This is a genomic window from Nonomuraea sp. NPDC049141, from assembly GCF_040648415.1.
In the GTDB taxonomy this organism is placed as follows: domain Bacteria; phylum Actinomycetota; class Actinomycetes; order Streptosporangiales; family Streptosporangiaceae; genus Nonomuraea.
The window spans coordinates 1-20,512 of sequence record NZ_JBEZDR010000024.1 but is presented as its reverse complement, the minus strand read 5'-3'; the positions used below and the strand labels follow the sequence as shown (position 1 = coordinate 20,512).

Genomic DNA, 20,512 nt, shown 5'->3' with positions numbered 1-20,512 from the left:
GCCTAGGCGCGCATCCGCCCGACCAAGCCCGTGTCATAGTCGCCGCTGACGAACTCCGCGTCGTCCAGCAGCTCGGCACAGAACGGCAGGTTGTTCTTGGGTCCTTCGACGACGAAGCCCGCCACGGCCTCACGACCGGCCCGCAGCGCCTCGGCCCGGCTCGCGCCGAAGACGCAGAGCTTGGCCATGAGGGGATCGTAGAACGGCGTGACCGTGTTGCCCTCCTCATAACCTGAGTCCACCCGGACGCCCTCGCCAACCGGCTCTCGCCATGCGGAGATCTTGCCGGGCCCCGGGAAGAACCTCTTCGGGTCCTCGGCGTAGACACGGAACTCGATGGCGTGGCCGCTGGTCTCCGGCTTCACCTCGGGATTCTCGCCCGCCGCCACCCGCAGCTGCAGCTCGACCAGGTCCAGCCCGGTGACCAGCTCGGTGACCGGGTGCTCCACCTGGAGCCTGGTGTTCATCTCCAGGAACACGAAGTCCTGCTTGTCGGCGTCGACCAGGCACTCCACGGTGCCCGCGCCCAGGTAGCCGACGGCCTCGCCGGCCCGCACGGCCGCGGCCAGCATGCGCTCGCGCAGCTCGGACGTGATGCCGGGCGACGGCGACTCCTCGACGACCTTCTGGTGGCGGCGCTGCACAGAGCAGTCGCGCTCGCCCAGGGCCACGACGGTGCCGTCGGGCCGGCCGAGGATCTGCACCTCGACGTGGCGGGCCCGCTCGATGTAGCGCTCCAGCAGGATGGCGGGCCCGGCGAGAATGTCGCCCGTGGCGAACCTCGCCGCCGCCCTGGCTGCCTGCTCGAACGCCTTCGCCAGTCCCTCGTCGTCGTGGGCGACGCTCATCCCGATGCCACCGCCACCGCCGGCGGTCTTGACCATGACCGGATAGCCGATCCGGGCCGCCGCCCGCAGCGCCAGCTCCAGATCGGTGACGGGCTCCCGGGTGCCGGTCGCCACGGGCACACCCGCGTCCTCCATCAGATTCCGGGCGTTGATCTTGTCGCCCATCTGATCGATGGCCTCGGGAGCCGGGCCGATCCACACCATCCCGGCGTCGATCACCGCTCTGGCGAACGCCGCATTCTCCGCGAGAAACCCATAACCCGGATGAATCGCCCGCGCGCCGGTGGCCCGAGCCGCCTCCAGCACCTTCCCGGCGTCCAGGTAGCTCAACTGGGGGTTGGCCGGCCCGATCAACACGGCCTCGTCGGCCTCGCGCACGAACGGGAGATCCGCATCGGCCTCGGAGTGGACGGCGATGGCCCGCAGCCCCAGCCGCTTGACCGTCCGGATGATCCGCCGGGCGATCTCCCCTCGATTGGCGACCAGGACAGGACCCAGTGTGTCGATAAGCACCCGCCCACCCTACGACCGCGAGGCTCTGCGCCTTTTCCCGCTAAACAACGGATCCGGCGAGCCGCTTCTGTAGGAACCCTACAATCGCAACGCGCCAGGCCCGGCTCCAGCTGCGTAGGACCTACAGGGGCGATTGCCCACGGCACCGGTCTCACCGTCTCGTCACGGCGGCCGGCCACGTGCGGGGTCAGCGGGCGTATTCCTGGAGGCGCCCGGCCATGGTCGGCGGGTGGGTCTTGCCGGGCTTGCCGTACCAGCTGGGCGGCCTTTCAGAGTTTGTGGACGCCGAGCCGATCGACGACGCGCGTCATCGCCTCGATCGCGTCGGGATCGTACGCGGTGCCGGCGGCCAGCCGCAGCCGCTCCAGTGCCGCGCCCCCACGATCGCGATCGGCGGAGCCGCCGACCAGGTCGTCGTAGGCGTTGGCCGCCTTGATGATCCGGCTGGACAGCGGCGGGTCCTCGGCGATCTGGTCGCACTGACGGCGCACCAGCTCGGCCACCCGGTCGAGCACGCCCGTCTGCTTGATCACCTCGGCCCCCAGCTCGGCGATGCGGCGCGCTTGGGCGGGATCGGCGAGCACGGTCGCGCCACCCGGAATGGGATCGCTCAGGGACAGCTGACCGATGTCGTGCATGAGCGCGGCGTATTCGAGCTCCAGCAGCTCCGGCTCCGCCATGCCCAGCTCCCTGCCGACCGCCACGGCCAGCCGGCTCACCCGGCGCGAGTGGCCCGGCTCGACGTAGCCGCCGACCTCCGTGACCCGTGACAGGGCCCGTACGGTCTGCAGGTAGGTGGCGCGGATCCCGGCGTACTTGCGGAAGGCCACCTGCGTGACCAGCAGCGGCGCGGCGAAGACCAGCAGCGCCACCAGGTCCATGCTGTGGGTGGCCAGCGCGAGCAGCACCCCGGAGGCGGCCACGGCCGCGCCGAGCGGGAAGGCCATGTTGATCTCGTCGCGCACGGCCACCCTGAAGGCGGTGCGCACCTGCTCGGCCCTGAGCAGGGCCGCGATCAGCACGTCGATCAGCAGGGTGAGCGTGATGAGCGTGACCATGACGCCGAGCGCGGGCCACCACGTGGGCGGGTCCTGCCGGGTGAGCTGGTAAAGAGGGTCGGCGAGCGGCCGGAAGGCGAAGGCGAGCAGCGCCCCGGTCAGCAGGCGGCGTGCCATGGCGTCGAGGCGCGGCGGACGGCCGACCGCCAGGTGCGGCAGCGCGCCCGCGATCATGCCGACCGCGATCACGGCCACCACCTGGAGCGCGGTGTGGCGCAGCGGGTTGTCGCTGAGGTCGAGCAGCAGCGTGTAGCCGAGCGCGGCGGCGGCGCCGATGGGCGCGACCTCCCTGTTGCCCGGCATGGTGAGCCGGGCCAGCTCGCCGACCGCGATCAGCGCGCCGAACCCGATCGCGATCTCGGGCCGGTCGAGCCCCACGGCCGAGGTGTGCGCGACGCCGGCCACGGCCACGAGTCCCGCCCCGCAGATGAGCAGCAACTGCCCGGAGTCGAGGCTCTGCAAGGCACGCGTCAAGGCCCGCTCACCACTTCGATCGGCCTGGTCGGGTCGTCATGGTCCTTGATCGGGTTCTCGGTCGCCTCGGGTGGCGGCGGCTCGACGCGGCGCGGCGGCTGCCACGGGTCGCGTTCGAGCGCCCTGGCGAAGGCCGCCACCATGACCGGGTCGAACTGGCGGCCGGCGTTCTTGCGCAGCTCTTCGACGGCCACCTCGACCGAGCGGGCGTGGCGGTAGGAGCGGTCGGACGTCATCGAGTCGAACGCGTCGGCCACCGCGATGATCCGGGCGAACTCCGGGATCTCGTCGGCCGCGAGCCCCATCGGGTAGCCCTTGCCGTCGTGGCGCTCGTGGTGGTGCATGATCCCGGCGTACGCCTCGTCGAGGAAGTCGATGCCGCGGACGATCTCCAGCCCGCGCATCGGATGGAGCTGGATGGCGGCGAACTCCTCCTCGGTCAGCGGTCCCTCCTTCTGCAGCACCTTGGTCGGCACGCCGAGCTTGCCCACGTCGTGCAGCATGCCCGCGTAGCGGATGGCGCGCAGCCGCTCCAAGCCCATGCCGATCTCCTGGGCGATCATGGAGGAGGCGAGCGAGACGCGGGTGCAGTGGCCCCGGGTGTAGTAGTCCTTCGTCTCGACCGCCTGGCAGAGCGCGGCGATCGTGGCGTCGTAGGAGCGCTGCTGCGCGTGATACTGGCCGAACGCCCAGCGGGCGACGAACAGCGGCAGCAGCACCAGCACCGCCGAGATCGACTGCACGGTCGCCCAGAGCCCCGCCACCAGCAGCCCGAACGTGCCGTAACCCAGGTAGGACAGCAGGAACTGGACCATGCCCCGCAGCGGCACCTCCATGGCCCGCACCCGGGTCGCCAGCCGGATCATGGTCAGCGTGAGCATGATGTTGAGCGGCACGAACACGCCCGTGGCCGCCGCGTAGGGGCCGATGAGGTCGTCGAAGACGTTGACCCCCGGCACCCCCGAGACACCGCCCAGCCCCTGGTAGACCCAGCCGGCCGCGTAGCCGCAGATCGCGAACTGCGCCCCGTTGAACAGCCGCTTGATCAACGGCAGGCCAGGACGCACGCTGAAGACCGCCGTGAACCCCACCAGAGCGGCCCCTTCTGGACCGATCAGGACGACAGCGGCCAGAGCTGCAGAGAAGCTCACGGACACCGCGAACTGCTCCACGTTCAGCAACGTCGGCATCGACTCGCAGACCAGGAACAGCAGCGCGAGCACCAGCAGGATGCCCAGATCGCCGGGCGCCACCAGCCGCCCGGAAGTGATCACGCTACGTCCGATGAGGACGGTCGCCGCGCCGATGACGGCGATGAGGTAGACCTTCGCAGGCCACGGCAGATCACGCATTGCGGCCCCCTAGGGTGCTCAGGTCCAGGACACCCCGGTTGGCAGGGCCCCGCCCCCGCTCATCAACAGTGTCATCACGGGAGTGATCAGCACCGCGGCCGCGATCAGCCGGGCGATCATAGCCTTCAGCATCTACTCGCCTCCACGCCGACTCTCTACGTCGACTCCTGTGGGTCACGCTACAGAAGGCGCGGTCAGCGCAGGGCCGGAGTTGAGAATCGCAAGCAAAGCGTAATCAATCCACTACCTGGGGCGACTAACGGCCCATTCGACGGTGCTCTTCAACCCGGTCGCCAGGTCGGTGCGCGGCTGCCAGCCGAGCCCCTCGCAGGCCGGCACCGGGTCGACCGCCATGGCCGGCAGGTCACCCACGCGCGGTGGCGCGAACCCGGGCTTGTCCTGCGCGTCGGCCGCGTCGGCGATCAGCGAGTGCAGCTTGCGGTCGGTGGTCTGGATGCCGGTGCCGAGGTTGAACCTGCGCCCGTTGCCGTCGGCCCCGCAGGCCCTGACGAAGCCGTCGACCACGTCATCGACGTAGACGTAGTCGCGGGTCTGCGTGCCGTCGCCGTAGAGCACCGTGGGCGTGCCGCTGAGCAGGCCGTCGGTGAAGATGGCCACCACTCCGGCCTCGCCTTCCGGCGACTGGCGCGGGCCGTAGACGTTGGACAGCACGAGGGTGGTGTATTCGATGCCGTAGAGCGCGCGGAACGTGGCGAGATAGGTCTCACCGCTCAGCTTGGAGGCCGCGTACGGCGAGCGCGGGTCGGTGGCGGCGTCGCCGGGCACCGGGATCGTGGCGGGCCGGCCGTAGACCGCGACGGAGGAGGCGAACACCACCTTGCGGGTGTTGCCCTCACGGGCGGCGGTCAGGATCGACGCGGTGCCCTGGACGTTCACACTGGCGTCGTGGACCGGGTCGGCGACGCTCCCGCGCACGCTGATCTGCGCGGCGAGATGGCAGATGACCTCGGGCCGCAGCTCGGCGGCCAGCGCGATCACGGCCGGATCGCGGACGTCGAGCTCATGCAGGCGGAAGCGGTCGTGTGTGGCCGCCTCGGCCAGGTTGTCCCTGCGGCCGGACGAGAAGTCGTCCACGACCGCGACGTCGTGCCCCTCCGCCAGCAGACGGTCGACGAGATTCGACCCGATGAATCCGGCACCCCCGGTGACAAGCACGCGCATGGGGGAATCCTAGTCGGACAGCTCCGACCTCACCTGCGCGATGCGGGCCAGCACCTTGGAGCGCAGGTCGCCGGGGACCGGGTCACAGCCGCAGTGCTTGGCCACGAGCGCCTTGATCGCCTTGTCGAGGTCATATTCCTTCAGACAGGGGCTGCACTCCTCGAGGTGCACGCGGATCTCCACCACGTCGCCCTCGGTCAGCTCCCCGTCGAGGTAGGAGTAGACCTTGTCCAGCACTTCGCGACAGTCAGTGTCGTGCGGGTTGCCACAGCTCATTTCGATCCCTCCGCCGGGACCAGGCCACGCTCGCGAGCATAGTCTTCGAGAAGTCCACGGAGCTGCCTGCGACCGCGGTGCAGCCTGGACATCACGGTGCCGATCGGGGTCCCCATGATGTCGGCGATCTCTTTATACGGGAAGCCCTCGACGTCGGCCAGGTAGACCGCGATCCTGAACTCCTCGGGCAGCACCGCGAGGGCCTGCTTGATATCACCGTCGGGGAGGTGTTCGAGCGCCTCGACCTCGGCCGACTTCAGGCCGCTCGACGTGTGCGACTCAGCGCGGGCGAGCTGCCAGTCCTCGATCTCCTCGGTGCCCGACTGCTTGGGCTCGCGCTGCTTCTTGCGGTAGCTGTTGATGAAGGTGTTCGTCAGGATCCGGTAGAGCCACGCCTTGAGGTTCGTACCTTCCTGGAACTGGTGGAACGACGCGAACGCCTTCGCGAAGGTCTCCTGTAGCAGGTCCTCCGCGTCCGCGGGGTTCCGGGTCATCCGGAGCGCCGCGGAGTAGAGCTGCTCGAGGTAAGGCATCGCTTCGCGCTCGAACCGCTCACTTCGCTGTTCCAGAGTCTCCGCGCCTGTCGCGGGCACCGGACCCACCCCCCTAAGATCACCGGTGGCCGACTGTGGCGGTACACCGTATTCAGGGGAGAATACCCGCTCGTCACGGACTGGTCCGTCACTGGGGAGGGGTTCGAGCAATGTGAGCATGCACGTCGCAACACGCCCGCGCCCGCGTCTGTTCCCGCAAGATAGAAGGTGACGAACAACCCGGTGCGGGGATAACGATACGTACCGGCTGGTAGCCATTTTCCCGGAACCCAGGAGTCGCGTGTGCTGCCCATTCCGGCCGAGGAACTGAACGGCTCAGGGACGCTCGGGCCGTACTGGACCTTCTACCGCGCCGTCGTCGCCGAGCAGCTGACCCGGTGGCTCCCCGACCAACCCTCCGTCGTACTCGACCTGTCCGGCGGCCGGGGGCGCTGGTCCGGCCAGGCCGCCAGAGCCGGGCATCGGGTGATCGAGCTGGTCGACTTCCGCCGCACCGCCTCACTGGCCTCTTCCCTGGCCGCTCCGCTGACGACCGACCCGCAGGCGCGGCTGCGCGACGCCGGGCGCGTGCGCCACGTACGCGCCGACGACCTGACGTTCCTGCCCGACGAGAGCGTGGACGCGGTGGTCGCCGAGGAACGCGCCATGTCGATCGAGCTCATGGCCGAATCGGCGATGGACGACGTGGCCCGGGTGCTGCGGCCCGGCGGCCGGGCGCTGGTCTGCGTCGACTCCCTGGTGCTGGGCATGGCGATCCTGGCCGAGCAGGAGCAGTGGCAGCACCTGCGGCAGACGGGCGAGGTCATGCTGGTGCCGTGGCCCGACGGCAGCATCACCCGCTGCTTCAGCAGTGGGCAGCTACGCGAGCTGCTGACCGGCGCCGGGCTGGAGGTGGAGTGGGTACGACCGCGGACCGTGCTGTCGCCCTCCACCGTCGACCACGTACTGGGCTCCGACGCCAGGGCACTGGCCTGGCTGGTGCGCACCGAGCTCGACGCGCACCCCGACGACGACGACACGGTCGGCATCCACCTCGTGGCCAGCGTCCGCAAGGTGTGACCCGGGGGCAGCTATCGGCGGCGCTCCCGCTTGCCCTGGCACTCCACGCACCGCGCGGCCTCCGGGCGGGCCTCCAGCCGGCCGTCGGGCACCGGCTTCTCGCAGTCGACGCACCTCCCGTACGTGCCTTCGTCCAGGCGTTTGAGCGCGTCGATCACCGCCCTGCGCTGCGTCGTGGCCACGGTCAGCATGGCCTGGGCGCGGTCGGCGTCGGTCAGGTCGGACCCCGCGTCGGCCGCGGAATACTCGCGGATCCCGACGGGGTCGCCCTGCAGCACCCCGATCGATCGGTCCAGGTCCGCGAGAATCTTCTCCAGCCGCTCACGAGCGGTCGTGTCGTCCACGAATCCGCACCTCCGGGTGACAGGGGGGCAAGCCGCAGCGGGACTCCCCGGAAGTCCAACCCGGCGCGAAGAGGGCATGTGTGGCGGTGACTCCGGGTAAACGGATGCATCGCTTTCCTCACCAGATGCCCACTTAGCGTGACTCTTACACCTTTAGCGGAGAGCGGTTTCCTCCCCTGGTGGTAGGGGTTTGATGAGATCCGGACCGTTGTTCCGGACATTGTTGACATCGGTGGAAACGGCCACCGCCGTCAGCTGCCCGGTGTCGGCGGGCACCAGCAGCCCCGAGGCCTGCTCGGGGTCGGTGAGCTTGGGGTCGAGCCACTCCGCCCAGCGCTCCCGCTCGATCATCATCGGCATCCGGTCGTGGATGCGGCCCAGCTCGTCCTCAGCGTCGGTGGTGATGACCGTGCAGGTCACCAGCCACTTGAGCGGATCGTCGTCGTCGCGCGACTTGTCCTTCCAGAACTCGTACAGACCCGCCATCGCCAGCACACCACCGTCCTCCGGGTGGATGAAGTACGGCTGTTTCTTCTTCTTGTCGCCCTCGACCGGCATCCACTCGAAGTAGCCGTCGGCGGGCAGCAGGCACCTGCGCTTGGCGAACGCCTGGCGGAAGGACGGCTTCTCGGCCACCGTCTCGACCCTGGCGTTGATCATCCGCGACCCGACCGACGGGTCCTTCGCCCAGGCCGGCACCAGCCCCCACTTGACGATCCGCAGCTGCCGCACGGCCCGCTCGGCCTCCTTGGGCACCCGGCTGAGGACGGCGTAGACGTTCTTGGTGGGCGCGACGTTGTAGTCGGGCCCGAGCTCCTTGTCGGGGTCACCGTCGAGCTCGACCTGGAACTCCTCCAGCAGCTCGTGCTTCTTGCGCGCCGACGCGTATCTCCCGCACATGTCCCCACACTGCCACGTACGGCCTACGACCGCATGCACGCCCTTCTCCGTAAAGTTCACCACCGCCAGTAGGCTTTGACCCATGCCCGCACCGCACTGGCCCGCACCCACCGCGACCGCACCCGTGGTCGCGTCGATCCGCCTGCCCGGCTCCAAGTCCGTGACCAACCGCGCGCTGCTCCTCGCCGCTCTGGCCGACGGTCCCGGCGTGGTGCGCCAGGCACTCCGCAGCCGCGACGCCGACCTGATGGTGGCGGCGCTGCGCGTGCTGGGCGCCACCCTGACGCCGGCGAACGAGACCACGGCCGCCGTCGACTGGCAGGTGACCCCCGGCCCGATCCGTGGCGGCGCGAGCATCGACGCGGGCCTGGCGGGCACCGTCATGCGCTTCGTGCCGCCGATGGCCGCCCTGGCCGACGGCCCGGTCTCCTTCGACGGCGACCCGCACGCCCGCAAGCGTCCCATGGGTCCCATCCTCGACGCCCTGCGCGCCCTGGGCGCCCGCGTGGACAACGACGCCCTGCCGTTCACCGTCCACGGTCCCCTCGCGGGCGGCGAGGTCACGCTCGACGCGTCGGGGTCGTCGCAGTTCGTCTCGGGGCTGCTGCTCACGGCGGCGCGCTTCGAGAAGGGCGTCACGATCCGCCACGTCGGCCCGCCCGTGCCGTCGCAGCCGCACATCGAGATGACGATCCAGATGCTCAGGGCGGCCGGGGTCACGGTCGACGCCGGCGAGCGCGACATCTGGCGGGTCGAGCCGGGACCGATCGCGGCCAGGGACCTGGCCGTCGAGCCCGACCTGTCCAACGCGGCGCCGTTCCTGGGCGCGGCTCTGGTCACGGGTGGCACGGTCACCATCCCCGGCTGGCCGTACGAGACCACGCAACCGGGCGACGCCCTCCGCGACCTGCTCACCTCGATGGGCGCCACGGTCCGGCTGACCCCCGCGCCGCACGAGGCGACCGGTGCCGCCGGTTCCCTGACCGTGACGGGCACCGACCGGATCGAGGGCATCGACGCCGACCTGCGCGAGGTGGGCGAGCTGACGCCGACGATCGCCGCGCTGGCCGTGCTGGCGAGCTCGCCGTCCCGGATCCGGGGCGTCGCGCACCTGCGCGGCCACGAGACCGATCGCCTGGCCGCCCTGGTCACCGAGATCACCCGGCTGGGCGGCGACGCGGAGGAGACCGACGACGGCCTGATCATCCGCCCCCGCCCCCTGCACGGCGGCGTCTTCCACAGCTACGACGACCACCGCATGGCCACGGCCGGGGCCGTCATCGGGCTGGCGGTCCCGGACGTCGAGGTGGAGAACATCGCGACGACGGCCAAGACGCTCCCGGAGTTCGTCCAGATGTGGACGAACATGCTGGGCGAGCAATGACCACCCCCGCGATCCTGCCGGGTGCACAAGCAGGTGGCCCGGCGGTCGGCATGGTGGGGCGGTTGTGCGGGCACAACCGCCCCGTAGGCCGACGCGGTGGAGCGGCGGGCAGGCGCGATCCGCTTGGCGGCCCGCGCGGTGGGGCAGCGTACGGACAGGACGGCGCCACCGACCGCCATGGTGGGTGGGCCGCGCCCAGCAGGAACGATCGCTTGGGGGTAGACCGCTGAGAAAGCGGGAGTACGACGAGGACGACGTACGGATCAGGCCGAGCAAGGGCTCACGGCCGCGGACCCGTATTCGGCCTGCGCATGAGGACGCCGTAGAGGGGTTCGTGGTCGCCGTGGACCGGGGCCGCTACACCGCGCTGGTCGAGCCGGAGCGCGCCAAGGGATCGGCCCAGAAGCGCAAGCAGCCCGAGCGCCGCATGGTCACCGCGATGAAGGCGCGCGAGCTCGGCCGCAAGGGCATCGTCGTCGGCGACCGAGTGGCCCTGGTGGGCGACGTCTCGGGCCGCCCCGACGCCCTGGCCAGGGTCGTACGCGTCGAGCCGCGGACGTCGATGCTGCGCCGTTCGGCCGACGACGTCGAGGACACCGACGGCATCGAACGCCCCGTGGTGGCCAACGCCGACCAACTGGTCATCGTGACCGCGCTCGCCGACCCGCCACCCCGGCCGCGCATGATCGACCGGATCCTGGTGGCCGCCTTCGACGCCGAGATCGACACGCTCCTCTGCCTCACCAAGTCGGACCTCGGGCCGCCCGACGACCTGGTGGCGATGTACGAACCGCTCGGGGTGTCGCACGTCGTCGTGCACAAGGGCGGCTCGCTGGACGAACTCCGCGACCACCTCACCGGCCGCCTCAGCGTCATGGTCGGCCACTCGGGCGTCGGCAAGTCAACTCTGGTCAACGCCCTCGTGCCGGCCGCCAACCGCGCGGTCTCCCAGGTCAACGCCGTCACCGGCCGCGGCCGCCACACCTCGACCTCAGCCGTGGCCCTCGAACTCCCGGAGGGCGGCTGGATCATCGACACGCCCGGCGTACGCAGCTTCGGACTGGCCCACGTGTCGGTCGAGACGGTCCTGGCCTCCTTCCCCGACCTCATCGAAGGCACGGTCACCTGCCCGAAGGGGTGCACACACCTGGACGCCGACTGCGCGCTGGACGCGTGGGTGGCGGCCGGCCACGCCGAGCCCGCCCGCCTGGAATCCCTCCGCCGCCTGCTCTCCAGCCGCGAGTCTCCGCCAGACCTTTAATTTTCTGTTACGGCCGGCCCGGTGGGCCCCACCCGCCGTACGTGGCTGGGCCCTGTCCAGGGGCACGCTCCTCCGGTGATGCGGGGCTGGGCACCGTGACGTGCGTCCTCTTGACCATCTCCGTGGTCAACCCTGCGGCCGGCAGGACTTATCAGAAAAAACAGCCATCCAGCACTGGACAGGACTTACCAGAAATGCGAGCCCGCTTGACTGATGTTCGGGAGGTAAGTCACGGTAGCGTGGCTCTTCGTGCAGGGTTATAACGATGATCTACGTCTGGCGCACGTCATGGCGGACCACGCCGACGATCTGACCATGCGGAGGTTCAAGGCGGTCGATCTCAAGGTCGACACCAAGCCGGACCTCACGCCGGTCAGCGATGCCGACCGTGCCGTCGAGGAGGCCATTCGCGGCACCCTCCGGCGAGCCCGGCCGCGGGACGCGGTCGTGGGCGAGGAGTTCGGCAAGACGGGCTGGGGTGCCAGGTCGTGGATCATCGACCCGATCGACGGCACCAAGAACTACGTACGCGGCGTCCCCGTATGGGCGACGCTGATCGCGCTGATGGAGTACGGCCAGGTCAAGGTGGGCCTGGTGTCCGCCCCGGCCCTGGGCAAGCGCTGGTGGGCGGCCACCGAGGGCGGCGCCTGGACCGGCAAGAGCCTGACCAAGGCGACCCGGATGCGCGTCTCGTCGGTGGCCGATCTGGAGGACGCGTCGTTCTCCTACTCCAGCTTCGGCGGCTGGGAGAAGCTGGGCCGGCTCGACAACTTCCTCGATCTGGGGCGGGCCTGCTGGCGCACCAGGGCCTATGGCGATTTCTGGTCGCACATGATGGTCGCGGAGGGTTCGGTGGAGGTGTCGGCCGAGCCGGAGTTGTCGCCGTGGGACATGGCGGCGCTCACCGTGATCGTCGAGGAGGCGGGCGGCAAGTGGACGGACCTCGCGGGCGTGCCCGGCCTTGAGGGTGGCAGCCTGGTCTGCACCAACGGCATCCTGCATGACGAGGTCCTCAGACGCCTGAACGCCTCGTAGAGAGCGCCTGAACGGCTTACAGAGCCAATACCCGGGCGACGGCGTCCAGCAAGCTGTCGCGATATGTCCCCCCGAAGAGCACCACATGGACGAGCAGCGGGTGCAGTTGGTGCAGCGGCACCCGGCCCCGCCACCCGTCCGCGAGCGGCGTCTCCTCCTGATAGGCCCCCAGGATCCGATCCAGATAGGGCGCCCCGAACAACGCCAGCATCGCCAGGTCCGTCTCCCGATGCCCGCCGTGCGCGGCCGGGTCGATGAGCACTCCGCGACCATCCGACCAGAGCACGTTCCCGTTCCACAGATCGCCGTGAATGCGCGCCGGCGGCTCCGGCGGCCCCGCCACCTCGCCGAACCGCGCCACTGCCCGCTCGATGAGAGCCACGTCCCGCGCGGGCAGCCGCGCCTGCCGTACGAAGGGGAGCACTCGGCGGGCCGCGTAGAAGGCCGGCCAGTCGTCGGCAGGCGAGTTGTCCATCGGCAGATCGGCGATGAAGCCCGGCCAGGGGGCGCCGAAAGCGGGCGCGCCGGCGCGGTGCAGCCGGGCGAGGTCGCGCCCGAACCGCTCGGCCGCCGCCGCGGTCGGCGACGAGGTGTCCACCCACGACAGTACGAGCCGATCCCGCGAGACCTCGATCACCTCCGGCACCGCGATGACCTCGCCCAGCCAGCGCAGGCCTTCCGCCTCGGAAGTGAACACCGGAGAAACGGTTCCGGTCTTCGCGAACACCACCCGCCCGTCGTCGAGCACGCCCCGCTGCAGCCGCCAGCCGTGGGACGCCCCGAGGTCCTCAGTCGATCTCATCGGCGATGTGCTTCGCGACGCCTTCGGAAGCGGCCTCGACCAGGCGCAGCACCTCTTCGAAGCCCTCGGGCCCGCCGTAGTAGGGATCGGGCACCTCGGCCCCGGCCCGCGCGGCGGGGTCGAACGAGCGGAACAGCCGCACCTCCACACCGTCGGGCGCGATCCGCCGCAGGAACGACAGGTTGTCCCGGTCCATGGCCAGCACCAGGTCGTAGCGGTCGAACCAGCCGGAGGTGAACTGTCTGGCCCGGTGGGCGGAGCCGTCGTAACCGTGCTCGGCCAGCGTCCGCAGAGCCCGTTCGTCCATGGGATCCCCGACGTGCCAGCCGCCGGTGCCCGCGCTGTCGACGGCCACTCGTTCACCGAGTCCGTGCTCGGCCAGGGTCCGTCTGAGCACCGTCTCGGCCATCGGCGAGCGGCAGATGTTCCCCATGCACACCAGGCATACGCGATAGGTCATAGCTCCCATCATGAGGGTGACCAGGCCCGTTCACCGTCCGTTCACCCTTGGTAGGGGGATTGAGTCACTTTGGCTGCATACCTTCGTGGCGACTAAGGACCAAGTGGGAGGAACCCAACCGTGAAGTATGCAGGCCGGCTCGCCGCCGTCGCCGTAGTCGGCGCGCTCTCGCTCGCTGCGTGCGGCACAGACAACAACAGTGCCGGTGGTGACGCCACAGCGTCCGCCGGTGCCAGCAGCGCTGCGGGTAACGACAATGGTCTGAGCGGCACGATCAACGCCGCCGGATCCTCGGCCCAGGCCAACGCGATCGACCAGTGGAAGAAGGACTTCCAGAGCAAGAACCCCGGGGCAAGCCTGAACTACCAGCCCAGCGGTTCCGGCGCCGGTGTCCAGGCGTTCATCCAGGGCACGGTCGCCTTCGCGGGTTCCGACTCGGCTCTCAAGGACGACAAGGGCGAGCCCGCCCAGGCCGACGCCCGGTGCAAGACCGGCAAGGCCATCAACATCCCGATGGTGACCGGCCCGATCGCGGTCGTCTACAACCTGCCCGGCGTGGACGGTCTGCAGCTCTCGCCCAAGACGCTCGGCGGCATCTTCAGCAGCAAGATCACCAAGTGGGACGACGCGGCCATCAAGGCCGACAACCCGCAGGCCAAGCTGCCTTCGACGCCGATCCAGGCGTTCCACCGGGCTGACGAGTCCGGCACCAGCGACAACTTCACCAAGTTCCTCAAGGCGACGGCCGAATGGCCGTACGAGCCGGCCAAGGCGTGGCCCGCCGAGGCCAAGGGCCAGGGCGCGAAGGGCTCCGACGGCATCGCCTCCTCGGTGAAGGGCGCCGAGGGCTCAATCAGCTACGTCGAGATGTCGTTCGCCGACAACTCCCAGCTCCAGAAGGCCAAGGTCGCCAACGGCGCGGGCGAGTTCGTCGAGCTGAACAGCGACAGCGCGGCCAAGACGATCGAGACCGCCGAGGTCAAGGGCACCGGCAACGACCTCAAGCTCGGCATCGACTACGCCACCAAGACCGCGGGCGCCTACCCGATCGTCCTGGTGACGTACGAGATCACGTGCGAGAAGGGCCTGCCCGCCGACCAGTCGAAGCTGGTCAAGGCCTTCCTCACCTACACCGCCAGCGACGAGGGCCAGGCCGCGCTGAAGGACCTGGGCTACGCCCCGCTCTCGGGCGATCTGCTCACCAAGGTCCGCACCGCCGTCGAGGCGATCTCCTAACTGCCGATGACGACCAACGTTCGTACCCGTGATGGCGGACCGGCCACTGGCCGGCCCGCCTCGCGGCGCAGCCATGGTGAAGGGCCCTTCCGATACGCCGCCACCGGCGCGGGCATCATCTTGCTGGGGATCATGGCGGCCATCGCCGTCTTTCTCATCAGCGAGGCGATCCCCGCCCTGCAGGCGAACAAGGGTCACTTCTTCTCCGAGCTGACCTGGGACCCGAACGGCAGCCAGGTCTTCGGCATCGCCGCTCTGGCCTTCGGCACCGTGCTCAGCTCGGCCCTCGCGCTCGTCATCGCGACTCCCATCGCGGTCGGCGTGGCGCTCTTCATCTCCCACTACGCGCCCCGCCGTCTGGCCGGGCCGCTCGGCTACCTGATCGACCTGCTCGCCGCCGTACCCAGCGTGGTGTACGGCCTGTGGGGCGTGGCCTTCCTGGTGCCGCTGCTCAAGACGCCATCGCAGTGGCTGAACGAGAACCTGGGCTGGTTCCCGCTGTTCGCCGGCGAGGGCGCGATCGGCGGCAAGACCATGATCGCCGGGTCCATCGTCCTGGCGATCATGATCCTGCCGATCATCGCGGCCATCTCCCGCGAGGTGTTCCTCCAGGCTCCGAAGATGAATGAGGAGGCGGCGCTCGCGCTCGGCGCCACCCGCTGGGAGATGATCAGGATGGCCGTGCTGCCGTTCGGTCGCCCCGGCGTCATCAGCGCCGCGATGCTCGGCCTCGGCCGGGCGATGGGCGAGACCATCGCGGTCGCGCTGATCTTCCCCGCCACCTTCGACATCACCTTCGAGATCCTCACCCCGCACGCCAACAGCATCGCGGCGAACATCGCCAACGGCTTCGGTGAGGCCACCCCGATCGGCAGGGGCGCGCTGATCGCGTCCGGACTGGTGCTGTTCGTCATCACCCTGCTCGTCAACATAGCCGCCCGCATGATCATCAACCGCCGCAAGGAGTACGCGAGGGCCGGCGCATGACCACGATCCAACACATCTCGACCAGCCGCCGCATCAAGGACCGTGTGGTCCAGGGGCTGGTCTACCTGGCGTTCGCGCTTGCCGTGGTACCGCTCGTGTCCGTGCTCTGGCTGGTGGTCAAGAACGGCCTGGCGCGCTTCGACCTGGACTTCCTCACCCACTCGATGCGCAACATCGGCGCCCGCGACGTGGGCGGCGGCGCTTACCACGCGATCATCGGCACGCTGGAACAGGTCCTGATCGCCTCTCTCATCTCCGTCCCCATCGGTCTGCTGACCGCGATCTACCTGGTCGAGTACGGCAACGGCGGCCGGTTGAGCCGGGCCATCAGCTTCTTCGTGGACGTCATGACCGGCGTCCCCTCTGTTGTCGCGGGCCTGTTCATCCTGGCGTTCTGGGTCCTGTTCCTGGGCCAGCCGTTCTCCGGGTTCGCCGGGGCATTGTCACTGTCGATCCTGATGATGCCGACCGTGGTCAGATCGGCCGAGGAGATGCTCCGCCTGGTCCCGAACGACCTGCGCGAGGCCTCGTACGCGCTGGGCGTGGCCAAGTGGCGCACGATCATGAAGGTCGTCCTGCCGACCGCGCTGACCGGCATCATCACCGGCGTCATGCTGGCCGTGGCCAGAGTCGCCGGCGAGACCGCGCCGTTGCTGCTCACCGTGTTCTTCACCGACTCCATCAACAACGACCCGTTCAGCGGGCCGCAGATGGGGCTCCCCCTCTTCGTCTTCGACCAGGCGGGCCGCCCCAACGTCACCGCCGTGGATCGGGCCTGGACCGGAGCCCTCACGCTCATCCTGATCGTCATGCTGCTCAACCTGGTGGCGCGCCTGATCGCCCGGTGGCGCTCACCCGCCAAAGGCCGATAAGGGGTAAAGCCACTATGTCCAAGCAGATCCAGGTCTCCGGCCTCGACGCCTACTACGGCGGGCACAAGGCCATCGAGGACGTCTCGATGACCATCGAGCCGCGTTCGATCACGGCGTTCATCGGCCCCTCGGGGTGCGGCAAGTCGACGTTCCTGCGCACCCTCAACCGCATGCACGAGGTCATCCCCGGCGCACGCGTGGAGGGCAAGGTCCTGCTCGACGGCGAGGACCTGTACGCCTCCACCGTCGAGCCGGTCTCCGTGCGCCGGATGATCGGCATGGTCTTCCAGCGCCCCAACCCGTTCCCCACGATGTCGATCTACGAGAACGTGGCCGCCGGGCTCCGCCTCAACGGCCGCGTGGCCAAGTCGGAGATGGACGGCGTCGTCGAGACGTCGCTGAAGGGCGCCAACCTCTGGAACGAGGTCAAGGACCGCCTCAACAAGCCCGGCGCTGGCCTGTCGGGCGGCCAGCAGCAGCGGCTCTGCATAGCCAGGGCCATCGCGGTCCAGCCGCAGGTGCTGCTGATGGACGAGCCCTGCTCCGCGCTCGACCCGATCTCCACGCTGGCCATCGAGGACCTGATGGCCAAGCTCAAGGACGACTACACCATCGTGATCGTCACCCACAACATGCAGCAGGCCGCCCGGGTCAGCGACCGGACCGCCTTCTTCAACCTCACCGCGCAAGGTAAGCCCGGCAAGGTTGTCGAGATGGACGAGACCTCCCGCATGTTCACCAATCCCACCGAGAAGGCGACCGAGGACTACATCACCGGGCGCTTCGGCTGATGATCCACCAGCAGGCGGCATCCACTGTGAACGGGGACACCAGGACGAAGCCCATCCTGCTCATCGCCGATCCCGACGACGGAGTCGTGGAGGACGTGGCCACCGCCCTCGAACGCGAGGGCGTGTCGGTCACCGGCGTCCCCGACGGGGCCCAGGGCCTGATCCAGGCCGGGGCGCTGCAGCCTGACGTGGTCCTCGTGTCCGCCACGCTGCCGGTCATCGGCGCCGTCGACTTCGTCCGCGCGGTACGGCTCTCGCGGACCGTGCCCGTCTTGCTCGGCGTCGGCGAGGGGCACGCCGAGCAAGCCGTACAGGCACTCGCCGCCGGCGCCGTGGCCTGCGTGGCCAGGCCGTACCGGGTGCCGGAGTTATTGCCGTTCATCCACGCGGCCTCTCCGGACGGGCACAAAGTGCTGGTCGTGGGCGGCGTCGAACTCGACGCGCAGGCCTACCAGGTACGGGTGGACGGGCGGATCGTGCACCTGCCGCTGCGCGAGTTCGAGCTGCTGCAGTACCTGATGAACAACGCGAACCGTACGGTCACACGCGAGCAGATCATGCGGCACGTGTGGCACACGGGGTCCAGCACCTCGACGAACACGATCGCGGTGCACGTCAAACGGCTGCGCGCCCGGCTGGGCGACGACGAGGACACGCTGATCCAGACGGTGCGCGGCGTGGGCTACCGACTGGTCACACCCGGCACCTCCGGCCCGGCGTGATCCGTTCGTTCAAGTACGGCACGAGCGGAACGACTTCATGATCCGCTCGGTCACGCCCTCGACGGTCGCGATGCCCTGGCCGGTGTCGGCGTTGTTCTCGGTCAGTACGGCCACCGCGTAGTCGTGGCCGTGGCCGCGGATGAGGCCGACACTGATGATGGCCCAGCGCTTGTTGGACACGTGCTTCAGCCAGCCGTTCTTCAGCGCTACCCGGTCACCCTTGCACCTGGCGGCGCCCACTCCCCAGTCCTGGCCGTCGATCACCTTGCCCATCAGCCTGAGCACCTGCGCACGGTCTTTGGCCCGGAGCGGGCTCTTGGCCGACACGAGCGCCTTCATCAGGCGTACCTGATCCTCGGCCGAGGTCCTGGTGATGCCCCAGCAGTAGAGATCGACGCAGTTACCCGGAACGCCCTGAGTGTGCCGGAGGCCGTACTTCCTACCCGCCTTCGTGAACCCGGCGGCCCCGCCGATGCGCAGCCAGAGCCGGTCGGCGGCGTGGTTGTCGCTGTAGCGGATCATGAGGTCGGCGTCGCGCTTGGTGGCCTTCGAGAGCTTGTGCCAGGGGGTCTTGAGGAGGAGCGCCATGAGGATCTGCACTTTGGCGGTGCTCGCGGTGATCAGGCGTTCGTTGCGGTGATAGCGGTAGAGGCGGCCGGTGGTGAGATCTTTGACCATGGCCGTAACGGGACCCGGACGACCGGCCAGGTAGCGATCGAGCCGCTTGGTGATCTTCTTGGCCTCGATCGGCGGGTCCGGCTTCGACTTCTTCGGAGGCTCCCTCGATGCCTGGACTTCGACCTTGGACTTCTTCGGAGGCTTCGCCAGCGCCGGAACTTCGACCAAAGCCTGCTGCTGGGGCAGGATCGCAGCTCGCTGGTGGAGCGCGACGGGGCGCGGGGCCGGCTCTCGCTCGGGAAGCGGCCAGAGCGCCAAAGGCACCAGGAGGAGACCCGCCAGAACCACGCGGGAGTATCCCCCGACGCCTCGCCCCGCGACCATCCGTGAATTATCACGAATGATGGTGATATGACGCTAGTGGCCAGTGGTGACCAGTTCGGCGATCGCGCCGTCGTCACAGGTGTCCCAGTAGCCACACCCAGGGCGACATAGAGAGTGCCCCAGCCAGAGGTGGGCTCAGCCTCGGCGCACGCCCCTCAAACGGCTTCCGCCGGAGGGACTCTCGTGGCCGACCTGGACGCCAGACCGCTGCTCACGATGCACGCACACGCACGGATCGGCCTGACCGAGCTCGCCCCTTCTGCTGGGCGTAGCCAGGGGACAGTACAGGCACGAGCGGAGAAACTGACCGCCCGCGGCGTGATCGAGGACTTCGGGCCGACGATCTCACCGAATCGCGCTGGCTACGTGATCCCGGCCTTCGCCTGGCTGCGGATCGCCCAAGGTCGCCTGATGGAGGCCGTGGCAGCCCTGGCCCGGCTCACTGCTGGCTGCGGGACATGTGGAAGCAAGCCGTCCAGGTGCTGCCTACCGCCCTGGACCGGCCTGCTGCGGAGCGTGCGGCAGCTCACCGCCCAGGCGCCGTCGACCACCCTGTACCGGCCTACCGCCGACCGCAGGGCATGCGGCAGCGCATTGCCCAGGTTGCCGTCCACCGCTGCAGCACGCGACTGCCCGCGGCGGGCGGTGCAGGATCCGGGCGGCCAGCACAACCTCCTGCGCCAAGTCGTCGGCAAGGGCACCGAACCATTCGCAGGAGATCATCGCGCGCATCCTGGCCTCTTCGACGGTCCAACGTACGGACGCCACGATCTCGGTGTCGGCGCAGATCCCGTAACGCATCGAACCGCTGTTGACGGACGGATAGCAGCCCTTCGAGTCAGCGTGACCAAGCCGCTGTGACTGGCTGGGGGTCAGGAATCCGGATCGGGGTCTTCGAGGGTCGGGATCGCCGGGGAGAGCAGTGAATCGGTGTGCTCGCTCAGTTGGCCGCGTACAAGCCGGTAGACGCGGAACTCGTTCGGGTGGGTGCCTTCGTCGTCCCAGAGGTGCAGCAGTCCGTAGGAGCCGGGCGCGAGCCGGCCGATCCGCTGGAACAGGTCGAGGAGGGTGTCGGCCCAGCCGCTGTCGTGGTTGGGATGGCCGGCGACGTGCAGGGATGGGATGCCGTTCAGCCAGCGCAGATCGATCAGGCCGTAGTCGGGGATCTGGGCCAGGTAAGCGCGGATCTCCTCCACTTGCCGTTCCAGCAGGCTGTCGTAGTCGTCCTCGACGCCGGCCGTCTCGCGGATGGTCACCCACCCGTGGTACTCCATCGTCGCCGTCCCTCTCGTCCAGAGGTCCTGAAACGCAGAAAGGGCCCCACGCATAAGCATGGAGCCCTTCCCGAACAAAAATTGTCCGGCGGTGACCTACTCTCCCACACCCTCCCGAGTGCAGTA

General features: G+C 69.2%; 22 protein-coding genes. 10 read left to right on the top strand and 12 right to left on the bottom strand.

Annotated elements, in window-relative coordinates; translation table 11 throughout:
* Window positions 1-2: 2 nt before the first annotated feature.
* The 6 genes from AB0B91_RS49325 to AB0B91_RS49300 all read right to left on the bottom strand — a co-directional run bounded on the left by AB0B91_RS49325 (window position 3) and on the right by AB0B91_RS49300 (window position 6,296).
* Entirely contained in the window at window positions 3-1,361 is a 1,359-nt protein-coding gene (locus AB0B91_RS49325) for a biotin carboxylase N-terminal domain-containing protein (protein WP_358336678.1), read from the bottom strand.
* Between the two features lie 269 nt (window positions 1,362-1,630).
* Window positions 1,631-2,893, bottom strand: coding sequence for an HD domain-containing phosphohydrolase (locus tag AB0B91_RS49320; RefSeq protein WP_214640166.1), 1,263 nt, complete (start codon window positions 2,891-2,893; stop codon window positions 1,631-1,633).
* Entirely contained in the window at window positions 2,890-4,245 is a 1,356-nt protein-coding gene (locus AB0B91_RS49315; RefSeq protein ID WP_358336675.1) for an HD-GYP domain-containing protein, read from the bottom strand. Before AB0B91_RS49315 ends, AB0B91_RS49320 begins: the two co-directional genes overlap by 4 nt.
* 243 nt (window positions 4,246-4,488) lie before the next feature.
* A complete protein-coding gene (locus AB0B91_RS49310; protein ID WP_358336672.1) occupies window positions 4,489-5,427 on the bottom strand; it encodes an NAD-dependent epimerase/dehydratase family protein in 939 nt (312 codons plus the stop codon).
* 9 nt (window positions 5,428-5,436) lie between these two features.
* Entirely contained in the window at window positions 5,437-5,703 is a 267-nt protein-coding gene (gene rsrA / locus AB0B91_RS49305; protein WP_214640169.1) for a mycothiol system anti-sigma-R factor, read from the bottom strand.
* Window positions 5,700-6,296: a sigma-70 family RNA polymerase sigma factor gene (locus AB0B91_RS49300; RefSeq protein WP_225301832.1), complete on the bottom strand. Its 597-nt coding sequence runs from the start codon at window positions 6,294-6,296 to the stop codon at window positions 5,700-5,702. The genes rsrA and AB0B91_RS49300 overlap by 4 nt, the downstream gene beginning before the upstream one ends.
* A 243-nt stretch (window positions 6,297-6,539) precedes the next feature.
* Between AB0B91_RS49300 and AB0B91_RS49295 the strand changes: the two genes are divergently transcribed.
* Window positions 6,540-7,316 carry a methyltransferase domain-containing protein gene (locus AB0B91_RS49295; protein WP_358336669.1) on the top strand — a complete coding sequence of 259 codons (777 nt, stop codon included), beginning with the start codon at window positions 6,540-6,542 and terminating at the stop codon, window positions 7,314-7,316.
* An 11-nt stretch (window positions 7,317-7,327) separates the two neighbouring features.
* Here the strand turns inward: AB0B91_RS49295 and AB0B91_RS49290 are convergent, their stop codons facing one another.
* Together AB0B91_RS49290 and AB0B91_RS49285 are read right to left on the bottom strand one after the other, a co-directional pair.
* A complete protein-coding gene (locus tag AB0B91_RS49290) occupies window positions 7,328-7,660 on the bottom strand; it encodes a TraR/DksA C4-type zinc finger protein (RefSeq protein ID WP_358336666.1) in 333 nt (110 codons plus the stop codon).
* Between the two features lie 153 nt (window positions 7,661-7,813).
* Entirely contained in the window at window positions 7,814-8,560 is a 747-nt protein-coding gene (locus AB0B91_RS49285) for an SOS response-associated peptidase (protein ID WP_358337182.1), read from the bottom strand.
* Window positions 8,561-8,642: 82 nt separating this feature from the next.
* On the opposite strand from AB0B91_RS49285, the gene aroA reads away from it, so the two are divergent.
* The 3 genes from aroA (at window position 8,643) to hisN (ending at window position 12,240) form a co-directional block, all read left to right on the top strand.
* Complete coding sequence (aroA, locus tag AB0B91_RS49280; RefSeq protein ID WP_358336664.1) at window positions 8,643-9,944, top strand: 3-phosphoshikimate 1-carboxyvinyltransferase; 1,302 nt, start codon at window positions 8,643-8,645, stop codon at window positions 9,942-9,944.
* A 262-nt stretch (window positions 9,945-10,206) separates the two neighbouring features.
* Window positions 10,207-11,205 carry a ribosome small subunit-dependent GTPase A gene (rsgA, locus tag AB0B91_RS49275; RefSeq protein WP_358337179.1) on the top strand — a complete coding sequence of 333 codons (999 nt, stop codon included), beginning with the start codon at window positions 10,207-10,209 and terminating at the stop codon, window positions 11,203-11,205.
* Between the two features lie 249 nt (window positions 11,206-11,454).
* A complete protein-coding gene (hisN, locus tag AB0B91_RS49270) occupies window positions 11,455-12,240 on the top strand; it encodes a histidinol-phosphatase (RefSeq protein WP_358336662.1) in 786 nt (261 codons plus the stop codon).
* Window positions 12,241-12,256: 16 nt separating this feature from the next.
* Here hisN and AB0B91_RS49265 read toward each other — a convergent pair whose 3' ends face one another.
* A complete protein-coding gene (locus AB0B91_RS49265; RefSeq protein WP_358336660.1) occupies window positions 12,257-13,042 on the bottom strand; it encodes a fructosamine kinase family protein in 786 nt (261 codons plus the stop codon).
* Window positions 13,029-13,502, bottom strand: a complete 474-nt coding sequence (locus tag AB0B91_RS49260; RefSeq protein WP_358336657.1) for a low molecular weight protein-tyrosine-phosphatase — start codon at window positions 13,500-13,502, stop codon at window positions 13,029-13,031. Before AB0B91_RS49260 ends, AB0B91_RS49265 begins: the two co-directional genes overlap by 14 nt.
* Window positions 13,503-13,622: 120 nt before the next feature.
* Here AB0B91_RS49260 and pstS point away from each other — a divergent pair, with 120 nt between their 5' ends.
* The 5 genes from pstS to AB0B91_RS49235 are packed head-to-tail and all read left to right on the top strand — an operon-like array spanning window position 13,623 to window position 18,110.
* A complete protein-coding gene (pstS, locus tag AB0B91_RS49255) occupies window positions 13,623-14,738 on the top strand; it encodes a phosphate ABC transporter substrate-binding protein PstS (protein ID WP_358336654.1) in 1,116 nt (371 codons plus the stop codon).
* 6 nt (window positions 14,739-14,744) lie between these two features.
* Window positions 14,745-15,725 (top strand): phosphate ABC transporter permease subunit PstC, encoded by a 981-nt coding sequence (gene pstC / locus AB0B91_RS49250; RefSeq protein ID WP_358336651.1) that lies wholly within the window; start codon window positions 14,745-14,747, stop codon window positions 15,723-15,725.
* Entirely contained in the window at window positions 15,722-16,597 is an 876-nt protein-coding gene (gene pstA / locus AB0B91_RS49245) for a phosphate ABC transporter permease PstA (protein ID WP_358336648.1), read from the top strand. Before pstC ends, pstA begins: the two co-directional genes overlap by 4 nt.
* Window positions 16,598-16,611: 14 nt before the next feature.
* Window positions 16,612-17,388 carry a phosphate ABC transporter ATP-binding protein PstB gene (gene pstB, locus AB0B91_RS49240; protein WP_358336645.1) on the top strand — a complete coding sequence of 259 codons (777 nt, stop codon included), beginning with the start codon at window positions 16,612-16,614 and terminating at the stop codon, window positions 17,386-17,388.
* Window positions 17,388-18,110 carry a response regulator transcription factor gene (locus AB0B91_RS49235; RefSeq protein ID WP_358336642.1) on the top strand — a complete coding sequence of 241 codons (723 nt, stop codon included), beginning with the start codon at window positions 17,388-17,390 and terminating at the stop codon, window positions 18,108-18,110. The genes pstB and AB0B91_RS49235 overlap by 1 nt, the downstream gene beginning before the upstream one ends.
* A gap of 9 nt (window positions 18,111-18,119) precedes the next feature.
* On the opposite strand, the gene AB0B91_RS49230 is transcribed toward AB0B91_RS49235, so the two are convergent.
* On the bottom strand, window positions 18,120-19,112 hold the full coding sequence (locus tag AB0B91_RS49230) for a serine hydrolase (protein WP_358336639.1): 993 nt from the start codon (window positions 19,110-19,112) through the stop codon (window positions 18,120-18,122).
* A gap of 183 nt (window positions 19,113-19,295) precedes the next feature.
* Between AB0B91_RS49230 and AB0B91_RS49225 the strand changes: the two genes are divergently transcribed.
* A complete protein-coding gene (locus AB0B91_RS49225) occupies window positions 19,296-19,973 on the top strand; it encodes an Lrp/AsnC family transcriptional regulator (protein ID WP_358336636.1) in 678 nt (225 codons plus the stop codon).
* A gap of 11 nt (window positions 19,974-19,984) precedes the next feature.
* Here AB0B91_RS49225 and AB0B91_RS49220 read toward each other — a convergent pair whose 3' ends face one another.
* On the bottom strand, window positions 19,985-20,386 hold the full coding sequence (locus AB0B91_RS49220) for an Imm7 family immunity protein (RefSeq protein ID WP_358336633.1): 402 nt from the start codon (window positions 20,384-20,386) through the stop codon (window positions 19,985-19,987).
* Window positions 20,387-20,512: the final 126 nt, after the last annotated feature.

Bases quoted from the DNA above. Each gene is read 5' to 3' on its own strand.
- pstB (WP_358336645.1), top strand. From the start codon at position 16,612: ATGTCCAAGCAGATCCAGGTCTCCGGCCTCGACGCCTACTACGGCGGG.
- AB0B91_RS49260 (WP_358336657.1), bottom strand. From the start codon at position 13,502: ATGACCTATCGCGTATGCCTGGTGTGCATGGGGAACATCTGCCGCTCG.
- pstA (WP_358336648.1), top strand. From the start codon at position 15,722: ATGACCACGATCCAACACATCTCGACCAGCCGCCGCATCAAGGACCGT.
- AB0B91_RS49315 (WP_358336675.1), bottom strand. From the start codon at position 4,245: ATGCGTGATCTGCCGTGGCCTGCGAAGGTCTACCTCATCGCCGTCATC.
- AB0B91_RS49310 (WP_358336672.1), bottom strand. From the start codon at position 5,427: ATGCGCGTGCTTGTCACCGGGGGTGCCGGATTCATCGGGTCGAATCTC.
- pstC (WP_358336651.1), top strand. From the start codon at position 14,745: ATGACGACCAACGTTCGTACCCGTGATGGCGGACCGGCCACTGGCCGG.
- aroA (WP_358336664.1), top strand. From the start codon at position 8,643: ATGCCCGCACCGCACTGGCCCGCACCCACCGCGACCGCACCCGTGGTC.
- rsrA (WP_214640169.1), bottom strand. From the start codon at position 5,703: ATGAGCTGTGGCAACCCGCACGACACTGACTGTCGCGAAGTGCTGGAC.
- AB0B91_RS49230 (WP_358336639.1), bottom strand. From the start codon at position 19,112: ATGGTCGCGGGGCGAGGCGTCGGGGGATACTCCCGCGTGGTTCTGGCG.
- AB0B91_RS49285 (WP_358337182.1), bottom strand. From the start codon at position 8,560: ATGTGCGGGAGATACGCGTCGGCGCGCAAGAAGCACGAGCTGCTGGAG.
- AB0B91_RS49235 (WP_358336642.1), top strand. From the start codon at position 17,388: ATGATCCACCAGCAGGCGGCATCCACTGTGAACGGGGACACCAGGACG.
- AB0B91_RS49220 (WP_358336633.1), bottom strand. From the start codon at position 20,386: ATGGAGTACCACGGGTGGGTGACCATCCGCGAGACGGCCGGCGTCGAG.
- AB0B91_RS49265 (WP_358336660.1), bottom strand. From the start codon at position 13,042: ATGAGATCGACTGAGGACCTCGGGGCGTCCCACGGCTGGCGGCTGCAG.